This window comes from Actinoplanes sp. NPDC020271 (assembly GCF_044388125.1).
Taxonomy (GTDB): Bacteria; Actinomycetota; Actinomycetes; order Mycobacteriales; family Micromonosporaceae; genus Actinoplanes.
The window spans coordinates 280,160-298,733 of the sequence record NZ_JBIRWQ010000001.1 but is presented as its reverse complement, the minus strand read 5'-3'; the positions used below and the strand labels follow the sequence as shown (position 1 = coordinate 298,733).

Here is an 18,574-nt window from a genome sequence, read left to right as displayed (position 1 = left end):
CCAGCGTACGCGCGAAATCTGCCGATAACCGGGAGCGGCTAGGGTCCGCACATGCCCGGACCTCGCCGCCGATCCGTGCTGCTGGCGCGTCTGGCCGACCGCCCGGCCGGCAGTGTCCGGAGCGCGATCGTCGACGATCTCCGGGCGATCATCCTGTACGGCGAGGTCCCGCCCGGTTCCGCGATCCCGGTGGACGCGGTGGCGGCGGCGTTCGGGGTGAGCCGGATCCCGGTGCGTGAGGCGCTGATGACCCTGATCGCCGAGGGGCTCGTGGATCATCGGCCGAACGGCGGCTACCGCGTGGCGATGATGACCGCCGGTGAGTTCGGTGAGATCTACCTGGTCCGGGAGGCTTTGGAGTCGGCGGCGCTGCGTGCGGCGGTCGCCCGGGCCACCGCCGAGGACGATCGGCTGGCCCGGGCCGCGTTGCGGGCGCTGGACGCGGCGATCGAGACCGACGACGGGGGCACGGCTTATCACGTCGAGAGCCGTCGTTTCCACCTCGCGCTGATCGGCGCGTGCCGGATGCGCCGCCTGCTGCACATGCTCGAGTCGGCGTGGAACATGACCGAGCCGCTGCGCCCGATGTCTCAGCTGTCGGCGCCGGAGCGGGAGTTGCTGCACTCGGATCACGCCGGGATGCTGGCCGCGTTCCTGCGCCGGGACGCGGACGGGCTGGCGCGGGCGTGCGCCGGTCATCATCACCGTCTGCAAGGGTTCATCTCCGCATTGCCCCAGCGCACCGGACTCTTCGCCGACGGAGACTGATTTCCCACTGCCCACGGGTGGGAGCACGGAGTCTCAGTTCGACTACGACACCTCGTACGACCTGACCAGCGGCTGGGCCGACAAGTGCGTGGACATCCCGGACTCGGCGCGGCCAACGGCGTGATCGCGCAGATCTGGGAGTGCTTCCGGGAACAGCAACCAGAAGTGGGACCACTGAAGATATACAGTTCCGCACATCGACGTGAAACACCTGGTTCCTAGCGTGTTCGCATGGCCGACACGCTCTCCAGCAAGGCGCACGAGGACCTGGTCGAAGCCGCCGGCATGCCGGTCGGCAGCGGCGTCATCAAACCTGACTACGATCCGCGACTGACCAACGAGGACCTCGCGCCGCTGCGCAAGCAGACGTGGGGTTCGTACAACATCTTCGCGTTCTGGATGTCCGACGTGCACAGCGTCGGCGGGTACGTGACCGCCGGCAGCCTGTTCGCGCTCGGCCTGTCGAGCTGGCAGGTGCTGGTCTCGCTGGTCGTGGGCATCACGATCGTCTACTTCTTCTGCAATCTGGTGGCCAAGCCGAGCCAGGTCACCGGCGTTCCCTATCCGGTGATCAACCGCGCCGCGTTCGGGGTGCTCGGGGCGAACGTGCCGGCGATCATCCGCGGGTCGATCGCGGTCGCCTGGTACGGCATCCAGACGTATCTCGCCTCGGCCGCCCTCGACGTCGTCGTCCTGAAGATCTGGCCGGGCCTGGCCCCGTGGGCCGACGTCGACCAGCACGGGTTCCTCGGCCTGCCGGCGCTGGGCTGGTGCACCTACGCGCTGCTCTGGGTGCTGCAGGCGGCGGTGTTCTGGACCGGCATGGAGGCGATCCGCAAGTTCATCGACTTCTGCGGCCCGGCCGTCTACGTGGTGATGTTCGCCCTCACCGGTTACCTGATCGCGAAGGCCGGCTGGGGCGCGATCGACCTGAACCTGGGCGAGGTGAAGTATCACGGCCTCGACGCGATCCCGATCATGCTGGGCGCGATCGCGCTCGTGGTGTCCTACTTCTCCGGGCCGATGCTCAACTTCGGGGACTTCTCCCGGTACGGCCGGTCGTTCAGCGCGGTGAAGCGCGGGAACCTCCTCGGCCTCCCGGTCAACTTCCTGATGTTCTCGATCCTGACCGTGGTCACGGCCAGCCTCACCATCCCGGTCTTCGGCGAGCTGATCACCGACCCGGTGGCCACCGTGGCCCGGATCGACAGCACGTTCGCGATCGTCCTCGGCGCGCTGACGTTCACGATCGCCACGATCGGCATCAACATCGTCGCGAACTTCATCTCGCCGGCGTTCGACTTCTCCAACGTCAGCCCGCAGCGCATCTCCTGGCGGGCCGGCGGCATGATCGCGGCGGTCGGCTCGGTGCTGATCACGCCGTGGAACCTCTACAACAACCCGGATGTCATCCACTACACGCTGGAGACGCTGGGCGCCTTCATCGGTCCGCTCTTCGGGGTGCTGATCGCCGACTACTACCTGATCCGCCGGCAGGTGGTCGACGTGGACGCGATGTTCACGATGTCGCCCGAGGGCCGGTACCACTACCGGAAGGGCTACCACCCGCCCGCGATCCTCGCGACCGCGATCGGTGCGGTCGTCGCGGTGATCCCGGTGCTGTGGACCGGTGGGCCGCACATGCACACGATCGCGCAGTACAGCTGGTTCATCGGCTGCGGTCTGGGCTTCCTGGTCTACCTGGGAACGGCCCGGAAGCCGGACTGATGCTGATCAGGGTCGTCAACCCCAACACCACGGCGTCGATGACCGGGTTGATCGAGGCGAGCGCCCGGGCCGTCGCCGGCCCGGGCGTCGTCGTCGAAGGGGTCACCGCGACGATGGGGCCTGCGTCGATCGAGAGCCACTACGACGAGGCGCTGGCGGTGCCGGGGCTGCTGGCGGCGGTCACCGCGGGGGAGCGGGACGGCGTGGACGGTTACGTCGTGGCCTGCTTCGGGGACCCGGGTGTGGACGCGGCCCGGGAGGTCGCCGCCGGCCCGGTGGTGGGCATCGCCGAGGCCGCGATGCATGCGGCCACGCTCGTCGGGCGCGGGTTCAGCGTGGTCACGAGCCTTGCCCGTACGCGCGGAAGGGCTCTTGATCTTGCTTCTCGCCATGCCCCGGCGGGCGCCTGCCGGGGTGTCTGGGCGTGTGACATCCCCGTCCTCGCTCTGGAGAGCGACCCGGCGGCGGTGACCCGCGTCGCCGCGCTGGCCCGGCAGGCCCTGGACCACGACGGCTCCGACGTGATCGTGCTCGGCTGCGCCGGGATGGCCGGTTTCTGCGCCGAGGTGTCCGCGGCCGTCGGCGTCCCGGTCATCGACGGTGTCGCCGCCGCCACCCTGCTGGTCCAGTCGCTGGTCACGCTGGGATTGCGCACGTCGAAGCGGGATGAGTACGCTCCGCCGCCGGTGAAGGCCTATTCCGGGATCCTCACCGCGTTCATGCAACCCGGCGCCGACGGGAGTCGTCAGGGAGGTGTGACAGCGAAGGAGGACTCGTGAGAAGCGAGCGCGACGAGCAGTTCCACCGCTTCGTGGTGTCCCGGAGATCCGGCCTGGTGCGCACCGCCACCCTCCTCACGGCGGGCGACGCCCATCTGGCGGAGGACCTGGTGCAGTCGGTCCTGACCAAGCTCTACGTGGCCTGGCCGGCGTTCCAGCGGGCGGACAATCCGGATGGCTACCTGCGCCGGGTGATGGTCAACGCGTTGACCGACGAGCGGCGGCGCTGGTGGCGGCGGCGGGAGGAGTCGATGGCAGACGTGCCCGACCTGCCCGCGGCGGAACCGGCGAGGGACGGGGAGACGTCGGAAGGGTTGCGCGCGGCCCTGAAGCAGTTGCCCCCACGGATGCGGGCGGCGCTGGTCTTCCGCTACTTCTACGACCTCGACGTCGCTGACACCGCCGACGCCCTCGGATGTTCCGAGGGAACGGTGAAGAGCCAGACCGCCCGGGCCCTCGACCGGCTCCGCGTGGTCATCGGCCAGAACCCCTCGCTCGCCCACCGTTGAAAGAGCATGACGATGACAAATCTGCGTGACCATCTCGCCGACCTCGCCGGGTCGCCGGGTGAACCCACCATTGTTCAGGCCGACGCCGACCTGGCCCGCGGCCGTTCCGCCCTGCGCCGCCGCCGGCTGTTCCAGGGCGCCACCGGCTCCGCCTTCGCGGTCGCCGCCGTCGCCGCGGCCTTCGCCTTCACCACCGCCTCCGGCCCCAGCAACGGCAGCGCCCCCGTGGTGGCCGGCGGCACCCGGCCCGCCGCGACCGCCGGCACGGCCACGACCAGCTCTTTCTCGCTGGTCGCCTACACCGGGGAGCAGCCCGCCGGCTTCTCCATCGACCAGGTCCCGGTCGGCTGGGAGGTGCAGGGCATCTCCGAGTCCGCACTGACACTGGCCCCGAAAGGCGCCAAGCCGCGCAACAGCGCCGAACCGCTCGGCAACGTCGCCGACGACGACCCCGACAGCTTCGTCGGCAAGGTCGTCGTGATGCTGCAGTCGGTCGACGAGCAGGGCACGCCGTCCGGCGAGAAACTCAAGGTCGGCGACCTGACCGGCACCCTGGTCAAGAAGCTGGGCTCCACCGACGGGCGCACGCTCTACCTGCCCCAGCCGAGCGGGATCAACGTGCAGATCCAGGTCTGGGACGGAGTCGGCTGGTCGCCGGCCGACATTGCCGGCTTCGCCGCGGGCATCCACGTCAACCCCAACGCCAAGCAGGGCCGGGGCTGACCTCGTAACACCGACGGAGACACCGGATCCGGGCGCGCCAATCGCCCGGATCCGGCGCGCATCAAGCTTGACAACTCCGATCAACCCCATTTCCCCGTACGCCGTGAGCGGCCCGCCGCCGTGAGCGGCCCACACCGTACGGGGAAAGCGGCTTCTGACCCTCAGCGTTGGCGGCGGCGCGGTGCCGTGGCCAGGCGCACCGTGCGACGCCGGCTCTCCACCGTCACCTCGCGATGCAGTTTGCGCCAGCTCACCAGACGTCGCTGCGGGAGGGAGCCGTCGGCGAGCGCGGCCTGCACCGCGCATTCCGGCTCGGACTCGTGGCGGCAGTTGTCGAAGCGGCAGTTCCCGGCGAGTTCGGTCACGTCGGCGAACGCCCGGTCCAGCCCGGACTCGGTGTCGAGCAGACCGACCCCGCGGATGCCGGGCGTGTCGATCACGCCGCCACCGCCGGGAACGGTGACCAGGTTGCGGAACGCCGTGGTGTGCCGCCCTTTGCCGTCCGCGTCGCGGATCGTCTGCACGGGCATCACCACCGTCCCGGCCAGGGCGTTGGCGAGCGTGGACTTGCCGGCGCCGGACCGGCCGAGCAGGGCCAGCGTGCGCCCCGGCGCCACCAGTTCGCGGAGCCGGTCCAGCCCGGCGCCGGTCGGCACGCTGACCGGGATCACCGGCACGTCCGGGGCGAGCGCGGCGAGTTGCCGGGCCACCGCCGCGGGATCTCTCGTGGTGTCGCTCTTGGTGAGCACCAGCACCGGATCGGCGCCGGACTCCCAGGCGAGGGCGAGGAGCCGTTCGACGCGGGCGTCGTTCGGCTCGGGGAAGATCGGCTCGACCACCGCGACGGTGTCCATGTTCGCGGCGAGCACCTGACCGGAGGCGTCCTTGTCGGCGGTGCGGCGGATCAGGGTGGTACGTCGGGGCAGCACCAGTTCGAGGGTGAGCCGGCGGTCGGGCCAGGTGCGCAGCACCACCCAGTCGCCGGAACAGGGTAGGCGGGACGGGTCGCGGGCGGCTTCGAGCAGCGCGTTACCGCCCAGGCCGGCGCGGGTCACGCCGTCCGCGGTGAGCACCGTGCTGATGCCGCGGTCGGCGCGCAGGACCCGCCCGGCGACGGTGTCGGGGCGGTCATAAGGACGGAACGAGGATGCGAAGGTCTCGTCCCAGCCGAGCTGGGACAGGTCGAACGACATGGTGAACCCTTTACGGTCGAGAAGTGGGGGCGGAGGCCCCCGGGTGAAGGGACGCGACAACGACGACAAGCACGTGCCTCACCTCCTCCGCGGGTTCTGATCTGGCGGCGCGTCTTGGAATCCGACGGTACGGTCCGGCTCACCGCCGCGAAAGTGAATTCCGGGGCGCTAGTGTCAGTCCCGTGACGATCGATCCGCTGGTTCTGATGACCGACGTCGAGCAGGCCACCGAGAATCTGCTGCGGGCCGCCCAGGCGCTGGACGACGCGGTGATCGGCGAGCCGTCCGCGCTGCCCGGGTGGACCGTGGGGCATGTGCTCACCCACCTCGCGCGCAACGCCGAGGCGTACACGAATCTGCTGGTCTGGGCGCGGACCGGGGTGGAGACCCCGGCCTACGCGTCCACCGCGGCGCGCAACGCGGCGATCGAGGCGGGCGCCGGCCGGCCACTGGCCGAGCAGCTCGCCGACCTGCGGGCCGCGCACGAGCGGTTCGCCGACGCGGCCGCGTCGATGCCGGCCGCCGCCTGGACGTTCCGCTATCCGTCGATCGTGCCGACCGCGGCCGTGGTGCCGTGGGCGCGGCTGCGCGAGGTCGAGGTGCACCACGTCGACCTGGGTCGCGGCTACACCCCGGCCGACTGGTCGGACGCGTTCGCGCTGCGGCTGCTCCGCGAGATCGCCGGTGACCTGCCCGCGTCGGCGCCGGCCATGGTGCTGCACCCGGCCGGGGTGGATCACTCGATCACCCTCGGTGCGCCGGGCGCGACCGCCCCGGTGATCGGCGGCCCGACCCGGTCGATCGCGGCGTGGCTGGCCGGCCGCGCCGACGGCACCGATCTGACCGTCTCGCCCGACGGCGAGCTCCCCCAGCCTGCGAGGTGGAAGTGACAACCCCGGAGTACACGCGCGATCTCGGCGGCGGCCTCACCCTGACCAAGGTGTCGGTCGGCCCGATGGACAACAACGCCTACCTGCTCGGCAACGAGGTCGAGCAGCTGCTGATCGACGCCGCGAACGACGCCCCGGTGCTGCTCGACCTGATCGGCGAGGTCGGCCTGCAGACCGTGGTGACCACCCACCAGCACCAGGACCACTGGTTCGCGCTGGCCGAGGTGGTGGCCGCGACCGGCGCCGAGTCGCTGGTCCACGCGGCCGACGCCGGCCCGCTGCCGGTGGTGACCCGCAAGCTGCACGACGGCGACCGGATCGAGGTGGCCGGGCACACCCTGGAGGTGATCCACGTCGTCGGGCACACCCCGGGGTCGGTGGTCCTGGCCTACCGGGAGCCGGGCCGGGGCCGGGTGCACCTGTTCACCGGCGACAGCCTGTTCCCCGGGGGCGTCGGCAACACCCGCGGCGTGAAGGAGAACTTCGAGTCGCTGATCGGGGACGTCGAGCGCAAGCTGTTCGACCGTTTCCCCGACGACACGGTCTTCTACCCGGGCCACGGCAAGGATTCGACCCTCGGCGCCGAGCGGCCACACCTTTCCGAGTGGCGTGCGCGGGGCTGGTGAATAACAAAACGATCAAGACCTATGCGGCGTACGGCGTGAGCCCGCTCACGTCGTACGGGAAACTGGTGTTTTATGCGGACAGCGGGGCGTCCGCGCTCTGGGACAAGCTGGCACCGCTCTGGCAGAATCCGCCCGGTGCATGGGGTGGACGAAAAGGTGCAGGAGCGGGACGAGACGGTCGTCCCCGAGGTCCGAGACGAGTTCAGCGGCTGGAGGCGGTTCGACCTCTGGGTGCTGTTGAGCTTCGCGGTCCTGGCCGGGTGGGTGATGCTCCGGTTGTGGCTTCACCCGAACAGCAACGTCCTGTTCGGTAACCGGGACGATCACGGCATTTTCCTCTTCATGCTCGCGCACGGCGAGCGTGTGGTGTTCGACGGCGCCTCGCTGTTCTACGAGACGCACCTGAACGCGCCGGTCGGCGTGAACATGATGGCGAACACGGCGATCCTGCTGCTCAGCCTGCCGATGGCGCCCGTCACGCACTTCTTCGGCGCCGGTGTCTCGGTGGTCTTCCTGATCAGCTTCGGCCTGGCCGGCACCGCCGCCGCCTGGTATTGGCTGTTCCGCCGCCACCTGGTCCGCAACCGGTGGGCCGCGGTGATCGGCGCCGCCTGGTGCGGGTTCGCGCCGGCGATGATCTCGCACGCCAACGGGCACGTGAACTTCGTCAACCAGTACCTGGTGCCGTTCATCGTCTGGCAGGTGCTGCGGCTGCGCGAGCCGGGCCGGGCGGTCCGCGGCGGCCTGATCCTCGGCCTGCTGATCGTGCTGCAGATCTTCATCAACGAGGAGACGCTGCTCTTCATCGCGCTGACGCTCACGGCGTTCGTGATCGCCTACGCGATCATGCGGCGGGCCGAGGCGCGCGAGGTGGCCAAGCGTTTCGCCGGCGGGCTGGCGGTCGCCGCCGGGCTGGCGATCACGCTGCTGGCCTACCCGCTGTGGTACCAGTTCTTCGCCCGCGGCAACTACCACGGCCAGCCGTTCGCGCCGGACGCCATCGTCATGGACCTGCTGTCGCTGCCGACCTTCTCCCGCGACTCGCTGGCCGGCATCGAGCCGGTCGCCAACCGGCTGAGCCTGAGCGCGACCGAGGACAACCTGTTCTTCGGCCCGTTCGGCCTTGTCATGATCATCGTGGCGATGCGGATGCTGTGGCACTCGGCGGCGGCCCGGGCCGCCTCGATCGCCGGGCTGGTGCTGCTGGTCTTCTCGCTCGGCCCGACCCTGCAGTTCGCCGGCTTCCGCACCCCCATCCCGCTGCCGTTCGCGCTGGTCCAGCACCTGCCGGTGATCGACCTGGTGAGCGTCAGCCGGTTCGGGATGGTCCCGGCCACGATCGCCGGCATCCTGCTCGCGCTGGCCGCCGACAGGATCCGGGAGTACGCGCCGGAGCGCCGCCGCAAGTTCTGGATCGGCATGGCGCTCGCGCTGGTCCCGCTGATCCCGAAGCCGCTGCCGGTCGTCCAGGACGAGCCGATCCCGCCGTTCATCTCCGCCGGGACCTGGAAGCAGTACGTGCCGGAGGGCCGGACGCTCGTGACGGTGCCGCTGCCCGAGGTGACCTACGGGCGGACCGGGCAGCGCTGGGCGACCCTGTCGAACCTCGACTACGCCACTCCCGGCGGTTACTTCATGGGCCCGGCCAACCCGCCCGAGGACACCACCGGGTCGTGGCGCGCGCCGGCCACGTACACCAACGACCTGCTCGTCAAGGCTCAGCTGCGCGGGAAGCGGCCGTTCCTGACCGATGCCGATCGGCAGCGGATCCGGCAGGACTTCGCGTACTGGAAGGCGTCGGTGATCGTGCTGGTGCCGAACGTGAAGAACGAGCGGGTGCTGCGGGCGTTCCTGGCCGACGCGCTGGACGCGCCGCCGAAGCGGGTCGGTGGCGTCTACATCTGGGTGCTGTGACCGCACTCGCGGAATCGGACCGGGGAACCTCACTCCCAGGAGTGAGGTTCCCCGGTCCGTTCTGCGGGAATGTCCGCCAGGTGACAAGCGCTGTGTCTGGGCCGACGAAAAATGTCGTACCCCCTCGCTAGGGTCTGCGTGGCGTGAGCCATGGGAGCGACACACCCTGGAAGTGGCTAGTCGCCGTTGGCACACACGTTCGGACTAGAGTGGCTCGTCTGCTTTCAAACACCTGTACGGAGAGGCTAGTAGTGGCCGACCGACTGACTATTCGTGGCGCCCGCGAGCACAACCTGCGTGACGTCAACCTCGACCTGCCCCGTGACGCCATGATCGTCTTCACCGGTCTGTCCGGTTCGGGCAAGTCCAGCCTCGCGTTCGACACGATCTTCGCCGAGGGGCAGCGGCGCTACGTCGAGTCCCTGTCGTCGTACGCGCGGCAGTTCCTCGGCCAGATGGACAAGCCGGACGTCGACTTCATCGAGGGCCTCTCCCCGGCCGTCTCGATCGACCAGAAGTCGACGAACCGCAACCCCCGCTCGACGGTCGGCACGATCACCGAGGTCTACGACTACCTGCGTCTGCTCTTCGCCCGCACCGGCATCCCGCACTGCCCGGTCTGCGGCGAGCGGATCAGCAAGCAGACCCCGCAGCAGATCGTCGACCGGGTGCTGGCGATGCCCGAGGGCACCAAGTTCATGGTTCTCGCCCCGGTCGTCCGCGGCCGCAAGGGGGAGTATCTGGAGCTCTTCGCCGAGCTGCAGGCCAAGGGCTACGCCCGCGCCCGGGTCGACGGCGTGGTCCATCCGCTGACCGAGCCGCCGAAGCTGAAGAAGCAGGAGAAGCACACCATCGAGGTGGTGGTCGACCGGCTCAGCGTGAAGGCGAGCAGCAAGCAGCGCCTCACCGACTCGGTCGAGGCCACGCTCGGCCTGGCCAACGGCATCGTCGTGCTCGACTTCGTCGACCTCCCGGAGGACGACCCGGAGCGCGAGCGTCGCTTCTCCGAGCACCTGGCCTGCCCGAACGACCACCCGCTGGCGATCGAGGACCTGGAGCCGCGGGTCTTCTCCTTCAACGCGCCCTACGGCGCCTGCCCCGAGTGCACCGGCCTCGGGACGAAGAAGGAGGTCGACCCCGAGCTGATCATCCCGGACGAGGAGAAGAGCCTCGCCGAGGGCGCGATCCAGCCGTGGTCCGGCGGCACGACCCAGGAGTACTTCCTGCGCCTGCTGGAGGCGCTGGCCAAGGCCGAGGGCTTCAAGCTGGACACGCCCTGGCGGGCGCTGCCGAGCCGCGCGCAGAAGACGATCCTGCACGGCTCCGAGGACCAGGTGCACGTGCGCTACCGCAACAAGTACGGGCGGGAGCGCTCCTACTACACCGGCTTCGAGGGCGTGGTGCAGTGGATCGAGCGCCGGCACAACGACACCGAGAGCGACTGGTCGCGCGACAAGTATGAGGGCTACATGCGCGACGTCCCCTGCTCGGTCTGCGGCGGCGCGCGACTCAAACCCGAGGTCCTGGCGGTCACGGTGGCCGGCAAGAGCATCGCCGAGGTCTGCAACCTCTCCGTCGGCGAGTGCGCCGAGCTGCTCGCCGGGATCGAGCTCGACGACCGGCAGAAGCTGATCGCCGAGCGCGTGCTCAAGGAGATCAACGCCCGGCTGCGCTTCCTCGTCGACGTCGGCCTGGACTACCTCTCGCTGGACCGGGGCGCCGGCACGCTCTCCGGCGGCGAGGCGCAGCGCATCCGGCTCGCCACCCAGATCGGCTCCGGCCTGGTCGGCGTGCTCTACGTGCTCGACGAACCGTCCATCGGCCTGCACCAGCGGGACAACCACCGGCTGATCGAGACCCTGGTCCGGCTGCGCAACCTCGGCAACACGCTGATCGTGGTCGAGCACGACGAGGACACGATCCGTACCGCGGACTGGATCGTCGACATCGGCCCGGGCGCCGGTGAGCACGGCGGTCACATCGTGCACAGCGGCACCGTCGAGGGCCTGCTCGCCAACGAGGAGTCGCCGACCGGGGCGTACCTGTCCGGTCGCAAGTCGATCCCGTTGCCGGCCACCCGCCGTCCGCAGACCGCGGGCCGCGAGGTCGTGGTGCACGGCGCCCGCGAGCACAACCTGCGCAACCTGACCGTCCCGTTCCCGCTGGGCCAGTTCATCGCGGTCACCGGCGTCAGCGGCTCGGGCAAGTCGACGCTGGTCAACGACATCCTGCACACCGTGATGGCGAACCAGATCAACGGCGCCCGCCAGGTTCCCGGCCGGCACACCAAGGTCACCGGCCTGGAGCACGTGGACAAGGTCGTCGGCGTGGACCAGTCGCCGATCGGGCGGACCCCGCGGTCGAACCCGGCCACCTACACCGGCGTCTTCGACCACGTCCGCAAGCTGTTCGCGGAGACCGCCGAGGCGAAGGTGCGCGGTTACGGGCCGGGCCGGTTCTCGTTCAACGTCAAGGGCGGTCGCTGCGAGAACTGCTCCGGCGACGGCACCATCAAGATCGAGATGAACTTCCTGCCGGACGTCTACGTCCCCTGCGAGGTCTGCAAGGGCGCGCGGTACAACCGGGAGACGCTCGAGGTGCACTACAAGGGCAAGACCATCTCCGAGGTGCTGGAGATGCCGATCGAGGAGGCGGCCGAGTTCTTCTCGGCGCTGCCGGCCATCCACCGGCACCTGCGCACCCTGGTCGAGGTCGGTCTGGGCTACGTGCGGCTCGGCCAGCCCGCCACCACGCTCTCGGGTGGTGAGGCGCAGCGCGTCAAGCTCGCCTCCGAGCTGCAGAAACGTTCCACCGGGCGGACGGTCTACGTGCTCGACGAGCCGACCACCGGCCTGCACTTCGAGGACATCCGCAAGCTGCTGATCGTCCTCAACGGCCTGGTCGACAAGGGCAACACGGTCATCACGATCGAGCACAACCTCGACGTGATCAAGACCGCCGACTGGCTGATCGACATGGGCCCCGAGGGCGGCCACAAGGGCGGCCTGGTGCTCGCCGCCGGCACGCCGGAGGAGCTGGCCGAGGTGCCGGAAAGCCACACCGGGCAGTTCCTGCGGCACATGCTCGGCCTGGCCGGTGACGCCGCCGGGTCGCCGGCCGCGGTCGCGCGGGCCGCCAAGGCCAACGGGGAGAAGACGACCCCGGCCAAGGCGGCCAAGCCCCGGGCGACGCGGGCCAAGGCCAAGGCGACGGTCTGAAACCTTTGGCCGGTACGGCGTTCCGCGGCGACCGTGGCCTCCGGGTCACGGTCGCCGCTGCGCGTTGCGGTGAGAGCCGGCCGGGGAGTCACGGTCCTCGCGTCGGCGGCGCGAAACGTCCGCGGGCGGGGAGCCGGCGTCACGGCCGCCGAGTTGTTCCACCCTGGGAAAGTTGATTTTAAGAACTTCTTAGATGACTCATAGCAATCGGCGCAGACGGGTCGCCTAGGGTCGGCAGCGCGCCGCCACGGGCCGGAACCGGGGCGGCGTATGCGTACGAATGCGGGAAAGCCACCCCCGGTTATTTCCGTCGCACGCATGAACCGATCGCGGTGGCAGCCGCGTACTCAGGGGCGACTCCGCGTGACATCGGACGCGGACCAGGTACTGGAGGGCGATACATGACTGACGTGCAGACGAGGGCCGACGTCGACACCCGGTGCGAGCAGGAGCAGGCGGGCACCCACTCGACCCGCCGCTGCGTCCTGCTGGGCGCCGGCGGCCTCGGCGCCGCCGCGGTCCTGGCCGCTTGTGGCACCTCCACCAGCACCACCAACCCGAACGGCTCGGACTTCGCCGCCGACCCGGCCCCGGCCGGCAGCAAGGGCGCCGCGGCGGGCGGTGGCAGCACCGGTGGTGGCAGCACCGGCGGCGGCGCCGCGGCCGGCGCGTCCCTGGCGCTGGTCGCCGACGTGCCCACCGGTGGCGGCATCATCGCCGGTGATCTCGTCATCACCCAGCCCACGCAGGGCACCTTCAAGGCGTTCACGAAGGTCTGCACCCACCAGGGCTGCGAGGTCAACGAGGTGAAGGGCGGCACGATCAACTGCCCGTGCCACGGCGCCAAGTTCTCGATCGAGGACGGCTCGGTCAAGGGCGGCCCGGCCCCGAAGCCGCTCGCCGAGACGAAGGTCAAGGTGGACGGCGACAAGATCGTCGCGGCCTGACCGTGGTCATGTGATCACAGGCCGGAGATCCGGCGCCGTGGCGGCGGCACCGGACCTCCGGTCGGGCAATTCTGTCAGTCCCACGCACTACTGTTGTGGTTGTGCCAGACCCGTCCACTTATCGTCCGGCGCCCGGTACCATTCCCGACGCTCCGGGCGTCTACCGCTTCCGCGATCCGGCCGGCCGGGTGATCTACGTCGGCAAGGCCAAGAGCCTGCGTAACCGGCTCAACTCCTACTTCGCCGACACCTGGTCACTGCACCCGCGCACCCAGCAGATGGTCACCACCGCGGGCTCGGTCGACTGGGTGACGGTCGGCACCGAGGTGGAAGCGCTCCAGCTGGAGTTCTCCTGGATCAAGGAGTTCGACCCGCGCTTCAACGTGAAATATCGGGACGACAAGTCGTACCCGTTCCTCGCCGTCACCCTGAACGAGGAGTTCCCCCGCCTGCAGGTGATGCGCGGCGCGAAGCGCAAGGGCGTGCGCTACTTCGGGCCCTACTCGCACGCCTGGGCCATCCGCGAGACGCTCGATCTGCTGCTGCGGGTCTTCCCGGCGCGCACCTGCTCGACCGGCGTCTTCAAGCGCTCCGGCCAGGTCGGCCGCCCCTGCCTGCTGGGCTACATCGGGAAGTGCTCGGCGCCGTGCGTCGGCCAGGTCAGCGCCGACGAGCACCGCAAGATCGTCGACGACTTCTGTGACTTCATGGCCGGCCGCACCGACACGTTCGTGAAGCGGCTGGAGAAGGACATGCTGGCCGCCTCCGAGGAGCTGGAGTTCGAACGCGCCGCCCGCCTGCGGGACGACATCGCCGCCCTGCGCCGGGCCATGGAGAAACAGACCGTGGTGTTCGGCGACGGCACCGACGCCGACGTGGTCGCCTTCGCCGAGGATCCGCTCGAGGCCGCCGTGCAGGTCTTCCACGTGCGTGACGGCCGGGTCCGCGGCCAGCGCGGCTGGGTCGTCGAGAAGGTGGAGGACCTGTCCACCGGCGACCTCGTCCACCACTTCTGCACCCAGATGTACGGGGAGTCGGCCGGTGAGGCCGATGTGCCCCGCGAGCTGCTGGTCCCGGCCCTGCCCGACGACGCCGATGCGCTCGCCGACTGGCTCTCCCAGCGCCGTGGCAGCCGGGTCAGCCTGCGCGTGCCGCAGCGCGGCGACAAGGTCGACCTGCTGGAGACGGTCGCGCGCAACGCCGGTCAGGTGCTGCAGCGGCACAAGCTGAGCCGGGCCGGTGACCTCACCATCCGGAACAAGGCGCTGGAGGAGATCGCCGAGGCGCTCGGGCTGGAGTCGGCACCGCTGCGCATCGAGTGCTATGACGTCTCGCACATCCAGGGCACCGACGTGGTCGCCTCGATGGTCGTCTTCGAGGACGGCCTGGCCCGCAAGGCGGAGTACCGGCGGTTTGCCGTGCGGGGCAACCCGGACGGCAGCGGGCTGGACGACCTCGCCGCGATGAGCGAGGTGATGCGGCGCCGCTTCGCCCGCTACAAGGCGCAGGCGGGCGCGGACGCGCCGCGGGACGAGCCGGAACCCACCGCGGCGGAGACCGGCGAGGCGACCGGCGAGCTGGAGACCGCGGAGCTGCCCGGGATCGATCCGCTGACCGGCAAGCCACGGCGGTTCGCGTACCCACCGCAGTTGATCGTCGTCGACGGTGGCCAACCGCAGGTGAACGCGGTCGCCACGGTCCTCGCCGACCTGGGCATCACCGACGTGGCGCTCTGTGGCCTGGCCAAGCGGCTGGAGGAGGTGTGGCTGCCCGGGGAGGATTTCCCGGTCATCCTGCCGCGCACGTCCGAGGCGCTCTACCTGCTGCAACGCGTGCGGGACGAGGCGCACCGGTTCGCCATCACGTTCCACCGCCAGCGGCGCTCCAAGCGGATGACCGAGTCCGCGCTGGACACCGTCGCCGGGCTGGGGGAGACCCGGCGCAAGGCGCTGCTGCGGCACTTCGGATCGGTGAAGCGGCTCGCGGCCGCCACTCCGGAGGAGATCATCGAGGTGCCGGGGATCGGCCGGCGCACCGCCGAGGCGGTGCTGACGGCGCTGAACGGCCCCGGCGAGGGCAGGGACGACGCCGGGCCGGCCGGTGCCGGCGAGCGCGGGAACAAAGCCGGGCCGAAGGTGGCTTCGGAGAACGGCTGAACGGGCCGGCGACCGTGCCCTCACCGGTCCGCCGGACAACCTGTCCGGCGGCCGGAGGGGCGTGCGTCGGACTACCATGTTGTGTCCGTTCGCGAGGTGCGGGCGCAGCGACGCGGGAGGCGTGCGTGACGGAAGCGATGCCCGAGTTCGGACCCGGCGACGTGGTCGACCCGGACGAGGCCGGAACCGACCTGGTGGTGGTCACCGGGCTGTCCGGCGGTGGCCGCAGCACGGTGGCCCGGGCCCTGGAGAACGTCGGTTTCTACGTTGTCGACAACTTGCCGCAGGCGCTGATGCTGGAGATGGCCGAGCTGGCCTTCGCCGCCGGTGGCGCGGCCCGGCGCACCGCGATGGTGCTGGACGTGCGCAGTCGTGCGTTCTCCACCGACCTGGCCGGCGCGGTGCGCGCGCTCAAGGAACGTGGCTTCTCGCCGCGCGTGGTCTTCGTCGACGCCGACGACGAGGTGCTGATCCGGCGCTTCGAGTCGGTGCGCCGCTCGCACCCGCTGCAGGGCGACGGCCGGCTGGCGGACGGGATCGCCGCCGAGCGCAAGCTGCTGGAGGAGGCCCGCGAGCAGGCCGACGTGATCATCGACACCAGCCACCTGAACGTGAACCAGCTGCGCCGCCGGGTGGAGGAGCTGTTCGGCGGGGAGGACGCGCGCAAGCTGCGGATCACGGTGCTCTCGTTCGGCTTCAAGTACGGTCTGCCGCCGGACGCCGACTACGTGCTGGACGCCCGCTTCCTGCCGAACCCGTTCTGGGTCCCGGAGTTGCGCGAGCACACCGGCCTGGAGGAGGGCGTGAGCAGCTACGTGCTGGGCCAGGAGGGTGCCACCGACTTCGTGGCGACCTACGCCGGGCTGATCGCGGCCACCGCGCCCGGTTTCGAGCGCGAGGGCAAGCGCTATCTGACCGTGGCGATCGGGTGCACCGGTGGGAAACACCGGAGCGTGGCGATAACCGAGGAGTTGACTTCGCGGCTCAGCGCCATGCGCCTTTCGGCACACGCTTCGCACCGTGATCTGGGGCGCGAGTGATCCGGGTCGTGGCCTTCGGTGGCGGTCATGGACTGGGAGCGTCGCTGCGGGCGCTCCGCCGGACCTCGGCCGATCTGGAAATGGACATCACGGCGATCGTCACGGTCGGCGACGACGGCGGCTCCAGCGGCCGCCTGCGGGTCGAGCGGGACGCCCTGCTGCCCCCGGGCGACCTGCGCCAGGCGCTCGCCGCGCTGGCCGACGAGGACCCGACCGCGCAGCTGACCGCGAAGGTGATGCAGCACCGGTTCGTGGCGATGACCGAGCCCGGGGCGAGCCCGCTGCCGCCGGTGGTCCGCGGGCCCCGGCTGGAGCGGCGCGCCGACCGCAGCAAGGACACCCTGGCCGGGCACACGGTCGGCAACCTGCTGCTGCTCGGGCTGATGGAGATGCTCGGCGACCCGGTGACGGCGCTCGACCACGCGGCCGCGATGGTCGGTGCGCGGGGGCGGGTGCTGCCGATGGCGCTGCACGCGGTCGGCATCGAGGCGGACGTGGCCGACGCCGGGGGGCGGACCACGACGGTCCGCGGCCAGCACTCGGTGGCGGTGGCGGACGGGCGGGTCGAGGCCGTCCGTCTGGAGCCGGCCGACCCACCGGCCTGCCCGCAGGCGGTCGAGGCGGTCCTCGCCGCGGACTGGCTGATCTTCGGCCCGGGCAGCTGGTACACCAGCGTGCTGCCGCACCTGCTGGTCCCCGGCCTGGCCCGGGCGATCGTGGCGAGCCCGGCCCGCCGGCTGATCACGCTGAACCTCGGTGCCGACAAGGAGACGCAGGGTCTCTCCGCCGCCGGGCACCTCGGCACGCTCCACCGGTATCTGCCCGAGCTCCGGGTCGACACCGTGCTGGCTGATCAGAAATGGACAGGCGAGCCCGAACCGGTACGGGCCGCGGCACTGCGGATGGGAGCCGAACTCGTATTGGCACCCGTGGCCGTTGCGGACGGAAGCCCACGGCATGATCCTGAGGCACTCGGTGTTGCACTGGTGCCAGTATTGGGCGCCGCTCGTTAATTACTGGCGTAAGTGCGGCACACACTGTCCATGATCCGGCGCATGAGGTGACAACACGATGGCGATGACGGCAGCGGTCAAAGACGAGCTGAGCCGGGTCGACGTGCCCAAGCCCTGCTGTCGGCGGGCGGAGATGGCGTCCCTGCTCCGGTTCGCCGGCGGCCTGCACATCGTCTCCGGCCGGGTGGTCGTGGAGGCCGAGCTGGACACCGGTGCGGTCGCGCGCCGGCTGCGCCGGGAGATCGCCGACGTCTACGGCTACCCCAGCGAGGTGCACGTCCTGGCCTCCGGCGGCCTGCGCAAGGGCAGCCACTACATCGTCCGGATCGTCAAGGACGGCGAGGCCCTGGCCCGGCAGACCGGCCTGCTCGACGTGCGGGGGCGGCCGGTCCGCGGGCTCCCGCCGCACGTCGTGTCGGCCAACGTCTGCTGCGCGGTGGCCGCGTGGCGGGGCGCGTTCATGGCCCACGGCTCGCTCACCGAGCCGGGCCGGTCCAGCGCGCTGGAGATCACCTGCCCGGGGCCGGAGGCGGCGCTGGCGCTGCGCGGCGCCGCCCGGCGGATCGGCATCACCGCCAAGGAGCGCGAGGTCCGCGGCGTGGACCGAGTGGTGATCAAGGACGGGGACGCGATCGCCGCCCTGCTCACCCGGATCGGCGCGCACTCCAGCGTGCTGGCCTGGGAGGAGCGCCGGGTGCGCCGCGAGGTGCGGGCCACCGCGAACCGGCTGGCGAACTTCGACGACGCGAACCTGCGCCGCTCGGCCCGCGCGGCCGTCGCCGCCGCGGCCCGGGTCACCCGGGCGCTGGAGATCCTCTCCGAGGACGCGCCGAACCACCTGACCTCGGCCGGGCAGCTGCGGCTGGAGCACCGGCAGGCGTCCCTGGAGGAGCTGGGGGCGCTGGCCGACCCGCCGCTGACCAAGGACGCCATCGCGGGGCGGATCCGGCGGCTGCTGGCGCTCGCCGACAAGCGGGCTCGGGACCTCGGGATTCCCGACACCGAGGCCGCCGTGACCCCCGAGATGATGGCCTGTTGAACGGCTCCGCTCCGCTCCGCGGCGATTCGCC

General features: G+C 70.7%; 15 protein-coding genes. 14 read left to right on the top strand and 1 reads right to left on the bottom strand.

The window, feature by feature from the left end; all coding sequences use genetic code 11:
• Positions 1 to 51: 51 nt before the first annotated feature.
• The 5 genes from ACH442_RS01305 to ACH442_RS01285 all read left to right on the top strand — a co-directional run bounded on the left by ACH442_RS01305 (position 52) and on the right by ACH442_RS01285 (position 4,507).
• Positions 52 to 768 (top strand): GntR family transcriptional regulator, encoded by a 717-nt coding sequence (locus ACH442_RS01305; protein ID WP_396120551.1) that lies wholly within the window; start codon positions 52 to 54, stop codon positions 766 to 768.
• A gap of 231 nt (positions 769 to 999) precedes the next feature.
• A complete protein-coding gene (locus ACH442_RS01300; RefSeq protein WP_396120550.1) occupies positions 1,000 to 2,496 on the top strand; it encodes an NCS1 family nucleobase:cation symporter-1 in 1,497 nt (498 codons plus the stop codon).
• Positions 2,496 to 3,275, top strand: coding sequence for an aspartate/glutamate racemase family protein (locus ACH442_RS01295; protein WP_396120549.1), 780 nt, complete (start codon positions 2,496 to 2,498; stop codon positions 3,273 to 3,275). Before ACH442_RS01300 ends, ACH442_RS01295 begins: the two co-directional genes overlap by 1 nt.
• Complete coding sequence (locus ACH442_RS01290) at positions 3,272 to 3,784, top strand: SigE family RNA polymerase sigma factor (protein ID WP_396120548.1); 513 nt, start codon at positions 3,272 to 3,274, stop codon at positions 3,782 to 3,784. Before ACH442_RS01295 ends, ACH442_RS01290 begins: the two co-directional genes overlap by 4 nt.
• A gap of 12 nt (positions 3,785 to 3,796) precedes the next feature.
• Positions 3,797 to 4,507, top strand: a complete 711-nt coding sequence (locus tag ACH442_RS01285; RefSeq protein ID WP_396120547.1) for a hypothetical protein — start codon at positions 3,797 to 3,799, stop codon at positions 4,505 to 4,507.
• Positions 4,508 to 4,668: 161 nt separating this feature from the next.
• On the opposite strand, the gene rsgA is transcribed toward ACH442_RS01285, so the two are convergent.
• Complete coding sequence (gene rsgA / locus ACH442_RS01280) at positions 4,669 to 5,700, bottom strand: ribosome small subunit-dependent GTPase A (protein ID WP_396120546.1); 1,032 nt, start codon at positions 5,698 to 5,700, stop codon at positions 4,669 to 4,671.
• 182 nt (positions 5,701 to 5,882) lie between these two features.
• On the opposite strand from rsgA, the gene ACH442_RS01275 reads away from it, so the two are divergent.
• The 9 genes from ACH442_RS01275 to whiA all read left to right on the top strand — a co-directional run bounded on the left by ACH442_RS01275 (position 5,883) and on the right by whiA (position 18,543).
• Positions 5,883 to 6,590, top strand: coding sequence for a maleylpyruvate isomerase family mycothiol-dependent enzyme (locus ACH442_RS01275; protein WP_396120545.1), 708 nt, complete (start codon positions 5,883 to 5,885; stop codon positions 6,588 to 6,590).
• 65 nt (positions 6,591 to 6,655) lie between these two features.
• The gene (locus ACH442_RS01270; RefSeq protein WP_396121012.1) at positions 6,656 to 7,216 is read left to right on the top strand and encodes an MBL fold metallo-hydrolase; all 561 of its coding nucleotides are present in this window, start codon (positions 6,656 to 6,658) and stop codon (positions 7,214 to 7,216) included.
• A gap of 135 nt (positions 7,217 to 7,351) precedes the next feature.
• Entirely contained in the window at positions 7,352 to 9,130 is a 1,779-nt protein-coding gene (locus ACH442_RS01265) for a hypothetical protein (protein ID WP_396120544.1), read from the top strand.
• A 251-nt stretch (positions 9,131 to 9,381) separates the two neighbouring features.
• Positions 9,382 to 12,348 (top strand): excinuclease ABC subunit UvrA, encoded by a 2,967-nt coding sequence (gene uvrA / locus ACH442_RS01260; RefSeq protein ID WP_396120543.1) that lies wholly within the window; start codon positions 9,382 to 9,384, stop codon positions 12,346 to 12,348.
• Between the two features lie 401 nt (positions 12,349 to 12,749).
• Positions 12,750 to 13,295 carry a Rieske (2Fe-2S) protein gene (locus ACH442_RS01255; protein WP_396120542.1) on the top strand — a complete coding sequence of 182 codons (546 nt, stop codon included), beginning with the start codon at positions 12,750 to 12,752 and terminating at the stop codon, positions 13,293 to 13,295.
• A gap of 101 nt (positions 13,296 to 13,396) precedes the next feature.
• Entirely contained in the window at positions 13,397 to 15,451 is a 2,055-nt protein-coding gene (gene uvrC / locus ACH442_RS01250) for an excinuclease ABC subunit UvrC (RefSeq protein ID WP_396120541.1), read from the top strand.
• Between the two features lie 137 nt (positions 15,452 to 15,588).
• Entirely contained in the window at positions 15,589 to 16,491 is a 903-nt protein-coding gene (rapZ, locus tag ACH442_RS01245) for an RNase adapter RapZ (protein WP_221329869.1), read from the top strand.
• Complete coding sequence (locus ACH442_RS01240) at positions 16,488 to 17,504, top strand: 2-phospho-L-lactate transferase CofD family protein (protein WP_396120540.1); 1,017 nt, start codon at positions 16,488 to 16,490, stop codon at positions 17,502 to 17,504. The genes rapZ and ACH442_RS01240 overlap by 4 nt, the downstream gene beginning before the upstream one ends.
• 58 nt (positions 17,505 to 17,562) lie before the next feature.
• Positions 17,563 to 18,543 carry a DNA-binding protein WhiA gene (gene whiA, locus ACH442_RS01235; RefSeq protein WP_189335820.1) on the top strand — a complete coding sequence of 327 codons (981 nt, stop codon included), beginning with the start codon at positions 17,563 to 17,565 and terminating at the stop codon, positions 18,541 to 18,543.
• The last annotated feature ends 31 nt before the right edge of the window (positions 18,544 to 18,574 follow it).

Bases quoted from the DNA above. Each gene is read 5' to 3' on its own strand.
- ACH442_RS01305 (WP_396120551.1), top strand. From the start codon at position 52: ATGCCCGGACCTCGCCGCCGATCCGTGCTGCTGGCGCGTCTGGCCGAC.
- ACH442_RS01300 (WP_396120550.1), top strand. From the start codon at position 1,000: ATGGCCGACACGCTCTCCAGCAAGGCGCACGAGGACCTGGTCGAAGCC.
- ACH442_RS01295 (WP_396120549.1), top strand. From the start codon at position 2,496: ATGCTGATCAGGGTCGTCAACCCCAACACCACGGCGTCGATGACCGGG.
- ACH442_RS01285 (WP_396120547.1), top strand. From the start codon at position 3,797: ATGACAAATCTGCGTGACCATCTCGCCGACCTCGCCGGGTCGCCGGGT.
- rsgA (WP_396120546.1), bottom strand. From the start codon at position 5,700: ATGTCGTTCGACCTGTCCCAGCTCGGCTGGGACGAGACCTTCGCATCC.
- ACH442_RS01270 (WP_396121012.1), top strand. From the start codon at position 6,656: ATGGACAACAACGCCTACCTGCTCGGCAACGAGGTCGAGCAGCTGCTG.
- ACH442_RS01255 (WP_396120542.1), top strand. From the start codon at position 12,750: ATGACTGACGTGCAGACGAGGGCCGACGTCGACACCCGGTGCGAGCAG.
- rapZ (WP_221329869.1), top strand. From the start codon at position 15,589: ATGCCCGAGTTCGGACCCGGCGACGTGGTCGACCCGGACGAGGCCGGA.
- whiA (WP_189335820.1), top strand. From the start codon at position 17,563: ATGGCGATGACGGCAGCGGTCAAAGACGAGCTGAGCCGGGTCGACGTG.